The 12,456-nt window shown below is 67.9% G+C and carries 12 protein-coding genes; 6 read left to right on the top strand and 6 right to left on the bottom strand.

From position 1 onward, the window contains the following. Window positions 1–15 precede the first annotated feature (15 nt). The 6 genes from AC1VVG_RS17820 to AC1VVG_RS17795 are packed head-to-tail and all read left to right on the top strand — an operon-like array spanning window position 16 to window position 7,057. Window positions 16–1,401, top strand: a complete 1,386-nt coding sequence (locus AC1VVG_RS17820; RefSeq protein ID WP_034186028.1) for an L-serine ammonia-lyase — start codon at window positions 16–18, stop codon at window positions 1,399–1,401. A gap of 14 nt (window positions 1,402–1,415) precedes the next feature. Continuing rightward, window positions 1,416–2,660, top strand: coding sequence for a sarcosine oxidase subunit beta family protein (locus AC1VVG_RS17815; RefSeq protein WP_006480591.1), 1,245 nt, complete (start codon window positions 1,416–1,418; stop codon window positions 2,658–2,660). A 15-nt stretch (window positions 2,661–2,675) separates the two neighbouring features. Beyond that, complete coding sequence (locus AC1VVG_RS17810) at window positions 2,676–2,990, top strand: sarcosine oxidase subunit delta (protein ID WP_034186029.1); 315 nt, start codon at window positions 2,676–2,678, stop codon at window positions 2,988–2,990. Further along, window positions 2,987–5,998: a sarcosine oxidase subunit alpha family protein gene (locus tag AC1VVG_RS17805; RefSeq protein WP_059556933.1), complete on the top strand. Its 3,012-nt coding sequence runs from the start codon at window positions 2,987–2,989 to the stop codon at window positions 5,996–5,998. The genes AC1VVG_RS17810 and AC1VVG_RS17805 overlap by 4 nt, the downstream gene beginning before the upstream one ends. Next, the gene (locus AC1VVG_RS17800) at window positions 5,988–6,620 is read left to right on the top strand and encodes a sarcosine oxidase subunit gamma (RefSeq protein WP_049036441.1); all 633 of its coding nucleotides are present in this window, start codon (window positions 5,988–5,990) and stop codon (window positions 6,618–6,620) included. Before AC1VVG_RS17805 ends, AC1VVG_RS17800 begins: the two co-directional genes overlap by 11 nt. Beyond that, complete coding sequence (locus tag AC1VVG_RS17795) at window positions 6,617–7,057, top strand: dihydroneopterin aldolase (protein ID WP_034186032.1); 441 nt, start codon at window positions 6,617–6,619, stop codon at window positions 7,055–7,057. The genes AC1VVG_RS17800 and AC1VVG_RS17795 overlap by 4 nt, the downstream gene beginning before the upstream one ends. 223 nt (window positions 7,058–7,280) lie before the next feature. On the opposite strand, the gene AC1VVG_RS17790 is transcribed toward AC1VVG_RS17795, so the two are convergent. The 6 genes from AC1VVG_RS17790 to osmF all read right to left on the bottom strand — a co-directional run bounded on the left by AC1VVG_RS17790 (window position 7,281) and on the right by osmF (window position 12,362). Continuing rightward, window positions 7,281–7,967, bottom strand: a complete 687-nt coding sequence (locus AC1VVG_RS17790; RefSeq protein WP_482835961.1) for a lytic transglycosylase domain-containing protein — start codon at window positions 7,965–7,967, stop codon at window positions 7,281–7,283. Between the two features lie 169 nt (window positions 7,968–8,136). Then, window positions 8,137–8,532 carry an NAD(+)--rifampin ADP-ribosyltransferase gene (gene arr / locus AC1VVG_RS17785; protein WP_049036444.1) on the bottom strand — a complete coding sequence of 132 codons (396 nt, stop codon included), beginning with the start codon at window positions 8,530–8,532 and terminating at the stop codon, window positions 8,137–8,139. A 32-nt stretch (window positions 8,533–8,564) separates the two neighbouring features. Continuing rightward, the gene (locus AC1VVG_RS17780) at window positions 8,565–9,332 is read right to left on the bottom strand and encodes an ABC transporter permease (RefSeq protein ID WP_482835960.1); all 768 of its coding nucleotides are present in this window, start codon (window positions 9,330–9,332) and stop codon (window positions 8,565–8,567) included. Then, the gene (locus AC1VVG_RS17775) at window positions 9,329–10,267 is read right to left on the bottom strand and encodes an ABC transporter ATP-binding protein (RefSeq protein ID WP_200087877.1); all 939 of its coding nucleotides are present in this window, start codon (window positions 10,265–10,267) and stop codon (window positions 9,329–9,331) included. The genes AC1VVG_RS17780 and AC1VVG_RS17775 overlap by 4 nt, the downstream gene beginning before the upstream one ends. After that, a complete protein-coding gene (locus AC1VVG_RS17770; protein WP_069705517.1) occupies window positions 10,264–11,442 on the bottom strand; it encodes an ABC transporter permease in 1,179 nt (392 codons plus the stop codon). Before AC1VVG_RS17770 ends, AC1VVG_RS17775 begins: the two co-directional genes overlap by 4 nt. Beyond that, a complete protein-coding gene (gene osmF, locus AC1VVG_RS17765) occupies window positions 11,439–12,362 on the bottom strand; it encodes a glycine betaine ABC transporter substrate-binding protein OsmF (RefSeq protein ID WP_069705516.1) in 924 nt (307 codons plus the stop codon). Before osmF ends, AC1VVG_RS17770 begins: the two co-directional genes overlap by 4 nt. Window positions 12,363–12,456: the final 94 nt, after the last annotated feature.

The following is a 12,456-nucleotide window of genomic DNA, read 5'->3' as shown; positions in this document are numbered from 1 at the left end:
TCCAGAGGAAGCCAGATGAACGTCAGCGCGTTCGACCTGTTCAAGATCGGCATCGGCCCGTCCAGTTCGCATACGGTCGGCCCGATGATCGCCGCGTGCCGCTTCGCGTCGCACGTCGAGGACGCGAACCTGCTCGGCTTCGTGCGCCGCGTGCGGGTCGAGCTGTACGGCTCGCTCGGCGCGACCGGCAAGGGCCACGGCACCGACAAGGCCGTGCTGCTCGGCCTCGAGGGCCACCTGCCCGACACGATCGATCCCGACCTGATCGAGCCGCGCCTCGCCGTGATCCGCGCGGAGAAGACGCTGTCACTGCTCGGCAGGCAGACGGTGCGCTTCGACGAAAAGGAGCACATCGGCTTCTATCGCAAGCTGATGAGCGGCACGAGCATCGTGCACCCGAACGGCATGCGCTTCCAGGCATTCGACGAGCACGGCCAGCTGCTCGTCGAGAAAGAGTATTACTCGGTCGGCGGCGGCTTCGTCGTGAACCGCGACGGCGATCGCGTGAACGGCGTGCGCGCGGCGGTCGAGGTGCCGTACCCGTTCCGCACCGGCGACGACCTGATGCGCCAGTGCCGCGAGCACGGCCTGTCGATCGCCGAGCTGATGATGCGCAACGAATGCGCGCTGCGCCCCGCCGACGAAGTGCGCGCCGGGCTGCTCGCGATCTGGCGCACGATGGCCGCCTGCGTCGAGCGCGGCTGCAAGGTCGAGGGCGACCTGCCGGGCCCGATGCGCGTGAAGCGCCGCGCGGCCGAGCTGAACGGCCGCCTGCGGGCGCGTTCGGAAGAGTCGCTGCGCGACCCGCTGTCGATGCTCGACTGGGTCAACCTGTATGCGATGGCCGTGAACGAAGAGAACGCGGCCGGCGGCCGCGTGGTCACCGCGCCGACCAACGGCGCGGCCGGCGTGATCCCCGCGGTACTGCACTACTACGTGAAATTCGTGCCGGGCTCGAACGAAGCCGGCATCGTCGAATTCCTGCTGACGGCCGCGGCGATCGGGATCATCTACAAGGAAACCGCGTCGATCTCCGGCGCGGAAGTCGGGTGCCAGGGCGAAGTGGGCGTCGCCTGCTCGATGGCGGCCGCCGCGCTCGCCGCCGTGATGGGCGGTACGCCCGACCAGGTCGAGAACGCGGCCGAGATCGGCATGGAGCACAACCTCGGCATGACCTGCGATCCGGTGGGCGGGCTCGTGCAGATCCCGTGCATCGAGCGCAACGCGATGGGCGCGATCAAGGCGCTGAACGCATCGCGCATGGCGCTCAAGGGCAACGGCCAGCACTACGTGTCGCTCGACTCCGTGATCAAGACGATGCGCGAGACCGGCGCCGACATGAAGACGAAATACAAGGAAACGTCGCGCGGCGGTCTCGCCGTGAACGTCATCGAATGCTAACGAAGGACCACAACATGAGCCGCTACTCGATATTCAGCCTGTTCCGCAACGGTCTCTCGTATCACGAGAACTGGGAAAAGCAGTGGAAGAGCCCGGAACCGAAGAAGGAATACGACGTCGTGATCGTCGGCGGCGGCGGCCACGGCCTCGCGACCGCGTACTACCTCGCGAAGGAACACGGCATCACGAACGTCGCGATCCTCGAGAAGGGCTGGATCGGCGGCGGCAACACCGCGCGCAACACGACGATCGTGCGTTCGAACTATCTGTGGGACGAGTCGGCCGCGCTGTACGAGAAGGCGATGAAGCTGTGGGAAGGGCTGTCGCAGGACCTGAACTACAACGTGATGTTCAGCCAGCGCGGCGTGATGAACCTGGCCCACACGCTGCAGGACGTGCGCGACACCGAGCGCCGCGTGAATGCGAACCGGCTGAACGGCGTCGACGCCGAATTCCTGACGCCCGCGCAGATCAAGGAAATCGAGCCGACGATCAACCTGAACAGCCGCTACCCGGTGCTCGGCGCATCGATCCAGCGCCGTGCGGGCGTCGCGCGCCACGATGCGGTGGCGTGGGGCTTCGCACGCGGCGCCGACCGCGCCGGCGTCGACATCATCCAGAACTGCCAGGTGACGGGCATTCGCCGCGAGGGCGGCGCGGTGGTCGGCGTCGATACGGTGAAGGGCTTCATCAAGGCGAAGAAGGTCGCGGTGGTCGCGGCCGGCAATACGACGACGCTCGCCGACATGGCCGGCGTGCGCTTGCCGATCGAAAGCCACCCGCTGCAGGCGCTGGTGTCCGAGCCGATCAAGCCGGTCGTCAACTCGGTGATCATGTCGAACGCGGTGCACGCGTACATCAGCCAGTCCGACAAGGGCGACCTCGTGATCGGCGCGGGTATCGACCAGTACACGGGCTTCGGCCAGCGCGGCAGCTTCCACATCATCGAAAGCACGCTGCAGGCGATCGTCGAGATGTTCCCGGTGTTCTCGCGCGTGCGGATGAACCGCCAGTGGGGCGGCATCGTCGACGTGTCGCCGGACGCGTGCCCGATCATCACCAAGACCGACGTGAAGGGCCTCTATTTCAACTGCGGCTGGGGCACCGGCGGCTTCAAGGCGACGCCCGGCTCGGGCTGGGTGTTCGCGCACACGATCGCGCGCGACGAACCGCATCCGCTGAACGCGCCGTTCGCGCTCGACCGTTTCTACACGGGCCACCTGATCGACGAGCACGGCGCTGCCGCCGTCGCGCACTGAACGAGGAGAAACAACATGTTGCTGATCGAATGTCCGTGGTGCGGGCCGCGCGCCGAATCCGAATTTTCGTGCGGCGGTGAAGCCGACATCGTGCGCCCCGTCAACAACGAGAACATGACCGACCGCGAATGGGGCGAGTACGTGTTCATGCGCGAGAACAAGCGCGGGCTGCACAAGGAGCAATGGCTGCACACGCAGGGTTGCCGCCGCTGGTTCAAGGTCACGCGCGACACGGTGACCTACGATATCAAGGGCTACGAAAAATTCGGTGGGGCTGCCATCAGCGGCGCCGCTGCCGGCAACGCACACGAAGAGGGCACGAGCAAATGAGCCAGAAAGACCGCCTCGGCACCGGTGGCCGCATCAATCGCGCGATTCCGTTGACGTTCACGTTCAACGGCCGCACGTACCAGGGCTTCCAGGGCGACACGCTCGCGTCCGCGCTGCTCGCGAACGGCGTGCACTTCGTCGCGCGCAGTTTCAAGTACCACCGTCCGCGCGGCATCGTGACGGCGGACGTGGCCGAACCGAACGCTGTCGTGCAACTGGAGTCCGGCCCGTATACCGTGCCGAACGCGCGCGCGACCGAGATCGAGCTGTATCAGGGCCTCGTCGCGACGAGCGTGAACGCCGAGCCGACGCTCGAGAACGACAAGTACGCGATCAACCAGAAGTTCTCGCGCTTCATGCCGGCCGGCTTCTACTACAAGACGTTCATGTGGCCGCGCAACATGTGGCCGAAATACGAAGAGAAGATCCGTGAAGCGGCCGGCCTCGGCAAGGCGCCCGACGTGCTCGACGCCGATCGCTACGACAAGTGCTACGCGCACTGCGACGTGCTCGTGGTCGGCGGTGGCCCGTCGGGCCTCGCCGCCGCGCATGCGGCCGCGACGGCCGGCGCGCGCGTGATCCTCGTCGACGACCAGCGGGAATTGGGCGGCAGCCTGCTGTCGTGCCGCGCGGAGATCGACGCGAAGCCCGCGCTGCAGTGGGTCGAGAAGATCGAGGCCGAGCTGCGCAAGCTGCCCGACGTGACGATCCTGTCGCGCAGCACCGCGTTCGGCTACCAGGACCACAACCTCGTGACGGTCACGCAGCGCCTGACCGATCACCTGCCGGTGTCGATGCGCAAGGGCACGCGCGAGCTGCTGTGGAAGGTCCGCGCGAAGCGCGTGATCCTCGCGACCGGCGCGCACGAGCGTCCGATCGTGTTCGGCAACAACGACCTGCCGGGCGTGATGCTGGCGGGCGCGGTGTCCGCCTACGTGCATCGTTTCGGCGTGCTGCCGGGCCGCAACGCGATCGTGTTCACGAACAACGACCGCGCATACCAGACCGCGCTCGACCTGAAGGCGTGCGGCGCGAAGGTGACGGTCGTCGATTCGCGCGCGTCGTCGAACGGCGCGCTGCCGGCCGCCGCGAAGCGGCAGGGCGTGACGGTGATGAGCGGGGCGGTCGTCACGGCCGCGTCGGGCAAGTGGCGCGTATCGTCGGTCGACGTCGCGTCCCTCACGAACGGCCAGGTGGGCGGCAAGCTGCAGACGATCCCGTGCGACCTCGTCGCGATGTCGGGCGGCTTCAGCCCGGTGCTGCACCTGTTCGCGCAGTCGGGCGGCAAGGCTTGCTGGAACGACGAGAAGGCCTGCTTCCTGCCGGGCAAGCCCGTGCAGGCGGAAGCGAGCGTCGGCGCGGCGGCCGGCGAATTCGGGCTGGCGCGCGCATTGCGGCTCGCGGTCGATGCGGGCGTGGAAGCGGCGAAGGCCGCGGGCTTCACGGCCGCGCAGCGCCCGGTCGCGCCGCAGGTCGCGGAAACCGTCGAAGGCGCACTGCAGCCGCTGTGGCTCGTCGGCAGCCGCGAGGCAGCCGCACGCGGGCCGAAGCAGTTCGTCGACTTCCAGAACGACGTGGCGGCCGCCGACATCCTGCTCGCCGCGCGCGAAGGCTTCGAGTCGGTCGAGCACGTGAAGCGCTATACGGCGATGGGCTTCGGCACCGACCAGGGCAAGCTCGGCAACATCAACGGGATGGCGATCCTCGCGGGCGCGCTCGGCAAGACGATTCCCGAAACGGGCACGACGACGTTCCGCCCGAACTACACGCCCGTGTCGTTCGGCACGTTCGCGGGGCGCGAAACGGGCGATTTCCTCGACCCGATCCGCAAGACCTGCGTGCACGAATGGCACGTCGAGCACGGCGCGCTGTTCGAGGACGTCGGCAACTGGAAGCGGCCGTGGTATTTCCCGAAGAACGGCGAGGACCTGCATGCGGCCGTGAAGCGCGAATGCCTCGCGGTGCGCAACAGCGTCGGCATCCTCGACGCATCGACGCTCGGCAAGATCGACATCCAGGGCCCCGACGCGGTGAAGCTGCTGAACTGGATGTACACGAACCCGTGGAACAAGCTCGAAGTGGGCAAGTGCCGCTACGGGCTGATGCTCGACGAAAACGGGATGGTGTTCGACGACGGCGTGACCGTGCGCCTCGCCGACCAGCATTTCATGATGACCACCACCACCGGCGGCGCGGCGCGCGTGCTCACGTGGCTCGAGCGCTGGCTGCAGACCGAATGGCCCGACATGAAGGTGCGGCTCGCGTCCGTCACCGACCACTGGGCGACGTTCGCGGTGGTCGGCCCGAAGAGCCGCAAGGTCGTGCAGAAGGTGTGCCAGGACATCGACTTCGGCAACGAGGCATTCCCGTTCATGAGCTACCGGAACGGTACCGTCGCGGGCGCGAAGGCGCGCGTGATGCGGATCAGCTTCTCGGGCGAGCTGGCCTATGAAGTGAACGTGCCGGCGAACGCGGGCCGCGCGGTGTGGGAAGCGCTGATGGCGGCCGGTGCCGAGTTCGACATCACGCCGTACGGCACCGAGACGATGCACGTGCTGCGCGCGGAGAAGGGCTACATCATCGTCGGCCAGGACACCGACGGGTCGATCACGCCGTACGACCTCGGGATGGGCGGGGTCGTCGCGAAGTCGAAGGACTTCCTCGGCAAGCGCTCGCTCGCGCGGTCGGACACCGCGAAGGAAGGCCGCAAGCAGTTCGTGGGCCTGCTGACCGAAGACGAACAGTTCGTGCTGCCGGAAGGCGCGCAGATCATCGCGAAGGACACGCAGGTGTCGGCGGTCGATCCGACGCCGATGATCGGTCACGTGACGTCGAGCTACTACAGCCCGATCCTGAAGCGCTCGATCGCGCTCGCGGTGGTGAAGGGCGGCCTGAACAAGATGGGCGAGAGCGTCGTGATTCCGCTGGCCAACGGCAAGCGCATCACCGCGACGATCTCGAGCCCGGTTTTCTACGATACCGAAGGGGTGCGCCAGCATGTGGAATGAAACGAGAAACCAGACGCAGGTGGCGGGCGCGGGCGGCGTGACACTTGAATCGCCGTTCGTCGGCGCGGCCGATGTGCTGAAGCCGCATCAGGCGCGCGCATCGAAGAAGTTCACGCTGCGCGAGCGGCCCTTCCTCGACCTCGTCAACGTGCGCGGCGAGTTGAGCGATCCGGCGTTCGTCGCCGCGTTCGAGCGCGTGGTCGGCTGCCGGCCGCCCGCGGAACCGAACACGGTTGCGCGTGGCGCCGAGTACGACGTGCTGTGGCTCGGCCCCGACGAGTGGCTCGTGCGCTCGAACGGGCCCGTGCCGGCCGGCGTGCTCGAGGCGAAGCTCGCGGAAGCCGTGCAGGGTTCGTATGCGGCGGCCGTCGATGTCGGCAGCGGTTATACGGTCGTCGAGATCAGCGGCGAGCGCGTGCGCGACGTGATCGCGCGCGGCTGCCCGCTCGATCTGCATCCGCGCGTGTTCAAGCCGGGCCAGTGCGCGCAGTCGCACTACTTCAAGTCGCCGATCACGCTGATCCCGACCGGCGACGACACGTTCGAGATCGTCCTGCGTCGCAGCTTCGCGGACTATTTCGTGCGCATCATGCTCGACGCCGCGGCGCCGCTCGTGTCATGAAGCCGTTCGACGAACCGTTCGTGGCGATCGACGCGCCGCGCCTGCGCGGGCGCGGCTGGAGCGTGTTCGTCGACGAACTGAAGGTGCCCGCGCGGATCGGCATTCATGCGCACGAGCATGAAGCGCCGCAGCCGATCGTGATCGACGCGCGGCTCGGGTATCGCTGCGAGCCGAGCGAGCAGGGCGAGTGGATCGATTACGACGGCTATTGCGCGCGTGTCGCGTCGTTCCTGTCGCACAAGCCGCATACGCGGCTGCTGGAGACGCTCGTCGCCGATATCGCGGTGCTGTCGTTCCGCGAGTGGCCGGCGCTGGAGTCGCTCACGCTGTCGGTGTACAAGCCGAAGATCCGGCCGGGGACGAAACGCGTCGGCGTGTCGCTGGACTGGACGCGGGGGGACTACTTGCGGTGGACCGGGGCGGCCGGGCAGCTTTGATCAAAGGGGGCTGGATCAAGGCACGAGGGAGGTGATCCGGAGACTCCACGGGGCGGCGGCGCGAATGCGCCGCCGCACGCGTTTATCGTTCCTGAAATATGCGAAGAATGTGACGTTGCCGCCCATTGGCGCTTGTGTTCCTGAAATACCGGAACAATTGATGGTTCGGCCTGTGAATCGCAATATGTCGGATCGTCGACGCGCGAACGCGGGTGCGCATTGCTTACTTCGCGTTGCGGTTCGCGGCGGGCGCAGGGCCGGACGGATCGCTGACCGGCACCATCTGCGCCTTCCCGTCGTTCGCGGTATTCGCGGCTTGCGCATCGTCATCGGGTTCGAGCACGAACCGGAACGAATCGACCCGTTGCATGACCTTCGCCGCATACGCGCTGGATCCGCCGCTGTAGCTCTTCAGCCCGGCCTGGACGTTGCCGCCGGCCGCTTTCACGTAGCCGGAGAGAATCCGGGAGCCGGCCTCGATGTTCGCATTCGGTTCGGTCAGGTCCTTCACGTTGCGCAGCATGCCGCGGTGCGCGGACGGCACGACCTGCATCAGCCCGGTCGCGCCGTGCTGGCCGCGCGCCTTTTCCTGGAAGCGCGATTCGATCGAGATGATGGCGTAAACGAGGGCGGGAGGCAGCGAATATTTCGTCGCGGTGACGCTCACGATATCGGCGAGCTTCGCGGCCTTTTCTCTTGCGACGCCGAATTTCTTCGTCAGGTAGGACGTGATGCGGCGGTTTGCTTCGTTCGGCTGATCGTTGGCGTTCGCGAGCGGCGCGGAGGCGACAGCCGGCGCCGATGCCAGCACGTCGGGCGCAGAGGCGGGCATAGCGGGCGTTTGCTCGGCCGATACCTGTTGCGCAATGCCGAGCGAGAGCACGATCAGCCAGAAAAACCGTCGTCGCATGGTCGAGTGCGGGGAAATGGGAGGCGCACAGTATATCGGCCAATCGCGCCAGACGGTCGAGCGCCGGCTCGAATGAAAGCGATGTGTAGGCTTGTGACGTTCGCAACGATCGACGCGGCGATCGACGCGGCAATCGTTGCGCGGACACGCATCGGAGTCCGGATGACCGCTAGTTGATGATCTCGCCGATGCCGGTTTCGATGCGGATTCTCAGCTGCTGAATGAACGCCGGATCGTACGGTTCCCAGTGATCGAGTTCGCCAACGATCTTCAAAGGCGATGTGCTTCGATACGAGCGCGTCGGATTGCCCGGGAATTTCTTGTCCGTGACGTTCGGGTCGTTTTCGAATGCCCCGGTGGGCTCGACGATATAGACCCGCGGCTTGCCGTCGCCTTTGGCCATTTCCGCGGCCAGGCCAGCGCCCTTGGGCAGGGCCGTGAAATAAACGTGATTCATCACGACGTCATCCCGATAATTCGATCTGAAGCCCGCCGTCAGCAAGTCGCCGATCCGCAAATCCGCTTTCGTGCCATGAAAAAACGGGCCGGTGTCCAGGACGCCCATGGCTTCTCCTTCGAAAAATGTTGCCGTGTTTTCTAGGCGCGCCGCGCGCTCGCCACTCGCGCAATCGACCCGATCGCATCGCTGACGACCACCGCGAGCAGCCCGACGATCACGCCACCTTGCAGCACGAACGCGGTGTTCGACGTCTGCAGGCCCGCGATGATCACGTCTCCGAGCCCGCGCGCGGCGACCGTCGAGCCGATCGTCGCGGTGCCGAGATTGATCACGACCGCGAGCCGGATCCCGTTGACGATCACCGGAAACGCGAGTGGCAGTTCGACCGACACGAGTTGCTGCCAGCCGCTCATCCCCATCCCGCGCGCCGCGTCGACGACGTCGCGCGGCACGTCCTCGAGCCCTGCGATCGTGCTTTCGAAAATCGGCAGGAGCCCGTACAGCACGAGCGCGATCAGTACGGGCTTCAGGCCGAAGCCGACGGCCGGCACGGCCAGCGCGAGCACCGCGACCGGCGGGAAGGTCTGGCCGATATCGACGACGCTGCGCGCGACCGGCAGGAAATCCGCGCCGGCCGGCCGCGTGACCGCGATGCCGGCCGCGACCGCGACGATCGTGCCGATCAGGCTCGACAGCGCGACCGTGCCGAGATGCGCGAGCGTGAGATCGAGCAGGCTCGCACGATCGTAGATGACCGGCGCGCCGTTGTCCGCAAACGGCGCGAATACCCCCTGCAGCCACGCGGGGCGCAACAGCAGCACGAGCAGCAGCGCGAGCGCGGCCGCGCGGGCGACGTACGCGGGAAGCGCCGAACGCGTCGGCCGCACGCTGCCATGCGCCGTCATGCGGGCTTCCTCGCATGCGCGCGGATCGCATCGAGCGTGATGCGGCGCGCATTGCGCTCGCCGCCGTCGTCGACAGGCAGCGCGTCGACGCCGCGCCACAGCAGCTCGGACACCGCATCGCGCAGCGTGCGCGTCGCGGCGATCGGCTCGCCGTCGGCGTGGCCGGGTTCGGCCACCGTATCGATCGGCGTCAGCGCGAGCAGGCGCAGCGGCCGGTCGACCCCCGCGACGAGCTGCTCGACGACACCGGCCGCCGGCTTGCCGAGAATCTCGGCCGGCGGCGCGACCTGCAGCAGCCTGCCGCCGTCCATCACCGCGATCGTATCGCCGAGCTTCAGCGCTTCCTCGATGTCGTGCGTGACGATCACGACCGTGATGCCGAGGCGGCGCTGCAGCGCGAACAGGTCGTCCTGCGCCTTGCCGCGAATGATCGGGTCGAGCGCGCCGAACGGTTCGTCCATCAGCAGCATCGCGGGCTCGGCCGCGAGCGCGCGCGCGACGCCGACGCGCTGTTGCTGGCCGCCCGACAGTTCGTGCGGCAGCTTGCCGGCGAATTCGGCCGGCGCGAGATGGAACAGGTCGAGCAGTTCGTTCACGCGCGCGTCGATGCGCCCGGGCGGCCAGCCGAGCAGGCGCGGCACGGTCGCGATGTTGCGCGCGACGCTCCAGTGCGGAAACAGCCCATGCCCCTGGATCGCGTAGCCGATGCCGCGCCGCAGTTGCTCGGGCGCGACGGTCGCCGTATCGACGCCATCGATGCGGATCGTGCCGGTGGTCGGCGCGATCAGCCGGTTGATCATGCGCAGGAGCGTCGACTTGCCGCTGCCCGACGCACCGACGAGCGCGGTGATCGTGCCACGCTGCATCGTCAGCGACACGTCGTCGACGGCGACCACGTCGCCGAAGCGTTTGCCGACCCGTTCGATCTCGATCATCCTGCACGCCCCTTCGCGAGCGATGTCGCGGCTTCGAACACGACGGCGGCCGCCAGTGCGAGCGCGATCGTCGGGATCGCGCCGAGCAGCACGAGATCGGCGGCCGATTGCCCGATCCCCTGGAAGATGAAGGTGCCGAACCCGCCGCCGCCGATCAGCGCGGCCACCGCGGTCAGGCCGATGTTCTGCACGAGCACGATGCGCACGCCGCTCAGGATCACCGGCAGCGCGAGCACGAGATCGACGCGCAGCAGCCGCTGCGCGCGCGTCATGCCCATCGCGCGTGCCGCTTCGGTCACGTGCGGCGGCACCTGCCCGAGCCCGACCACGACGCTCGAGGCGATCGGCAGCAGCGAATAGAGGAACAGCGCGAGCACGGCCGGCGCGACGCCGATCCCGCGGATGCCGAGCGCGGCCGCGAGCGGCACGTGCGCGGCGAGCAGGCCGAGCGGCGCCATCATCAGCCCGTACATCGCGATGCTGGGGATCGTCTGCACGACGTTGAGCACGGGCATGGCGAGGGTCCGCACGGACGCGACGCGCGCGCATGCGATGCCCAGCGGCAGGCCCGCGACGAGCGCGGCGGCCACCGAGCCGCCCGCGAGCGAGACGTGACGGATCGCCTCGCGCCAGAAATCGTCGCTGCGCACCGCGTATTCGCGCATCACCGAGAGGCCGTCCCACCAGCCGCTGGCGAGCGGCACCGAAATCGCCGCTATCGCGACGACGAGCGCGACGAGGCGCCGCCACGGGCCGAACGCGAGTCGTGCGAGCGCGTCGGCGACGAGCACGGCCCACGCGAACAGCAGCAGCCAGACGCCCGCGTCGGGCGACACGCGGGCCAGCATGTCGTCGGGCGCGACGACATGCCGCGCGGCCGCGCCGACCGCATACGCCAGCGTCGCGAGCCCCGCGCAGCCGGCCGCGAGCCGCCAGGCGGGGCGGCTCGCCGTCATCGCCCACAACGCGCCGGCGGTCCACAGCGCGGCGAGCGCGGCGCCCTGCATCGCGGGCAGCGCGGCGAACACCGACAGCCCGGTGCCGGCCGCGATCCGGTTCGGCCGCAGCACCGCGAACGACAGGCCGAACACGGCGACGATCGTCAGTACCCCGATCAGGATGCCGACCTTGTCGAGTGTCACGCGCCGCGCGGATGCGGCCGCGCGATCCGTCATTTAACGAAGCCCTTCGCTTTCAGGTAGCTTTTCGCGACGCCGGCGGCCGGCTCGCCGTTGATCTGGATGCGGGCGTTCAGCGATTGCAGCGTCTTCAGGTCGAGGCTCGCGAACACGGGCTTCAGGTAGTCGGCGATCTGCGGATGCGCTTTCAGCACGGCTTCGCGGATCACGGGCGCCGGGGCGTAGACGGGCTGCACGTGCTTGTCGTCGTCGAGCACCGCGAGGCCGCTCGACGCGATGCCGCCGTCGGTGCCGTAGACCATCGCGGCATTCACGCCGTCGGTCTGGTTCGCGGCGGCCTTGATCGTCGCGGCCGTGTCGCCGCCGGACAGCACGACGAGCTGTTCGGGCTTCATCTTGAAGCCGTACGCCTTCTCGAACGACGGCAGCGCGGACGCGCTGTTCACGAATTCAGCCGATGCCGCGAGCTTCACCTTGCCGCCGCCGGCCACCCACTTGCCGAAATCGGAGAGGGTCTTCAGGTGCTGCGACTGCGCGACGGGGGCGAGCAGCGCGACGCCCCACGTGTTGTTCGCCGGCGCCGGCTCGAGCCACACGAGGTGGTTCGCCGCATAGTCGAGCTTCTTCGCGGTGTCGTAGCCTTGTGCGGCGTTCTTCCACACGGGGTCGTCGGCCTTGTTGAAGAAGAACGCGGCGTTGCCGGTGTATTCCGGGTAGATGTCGATCTCGCCGCTCGTGAGCGCCTTGCGCACGATCGGCGTCGTGCCGAGCGCGATCTTTTCGGTGACCGGAATGCCGTGGGCCTTCAGCACCTGCGCGACGAGATTGCCGAGCAGGTTGCCTTCGGTGTCGATCTTCGACGACACCACGACGGGCGTGTCGGCGTGCGCGCCGGGCGCGACGATGGCGGCGGCGAACACGAGGCCCAGGATCCGGGCGGGCAGGGCGAGCTTCATTGGGCCGATCTCCAGGACGGGGGCGTACGCCGAAAGTTACTTGACTGAGCCGGCTTTGGCAAACCGCGTGCGGCGGTGTGTCCACAGCCCGTGT

Source organism: Burkholderia sp. L-4 (assembly GCF_056856535.1).
The sequence above is the reverse complement of the archived record's forward strand: the minus strand, read 5'-3'. Positions and strand labels throughout refer to the sequence as shown.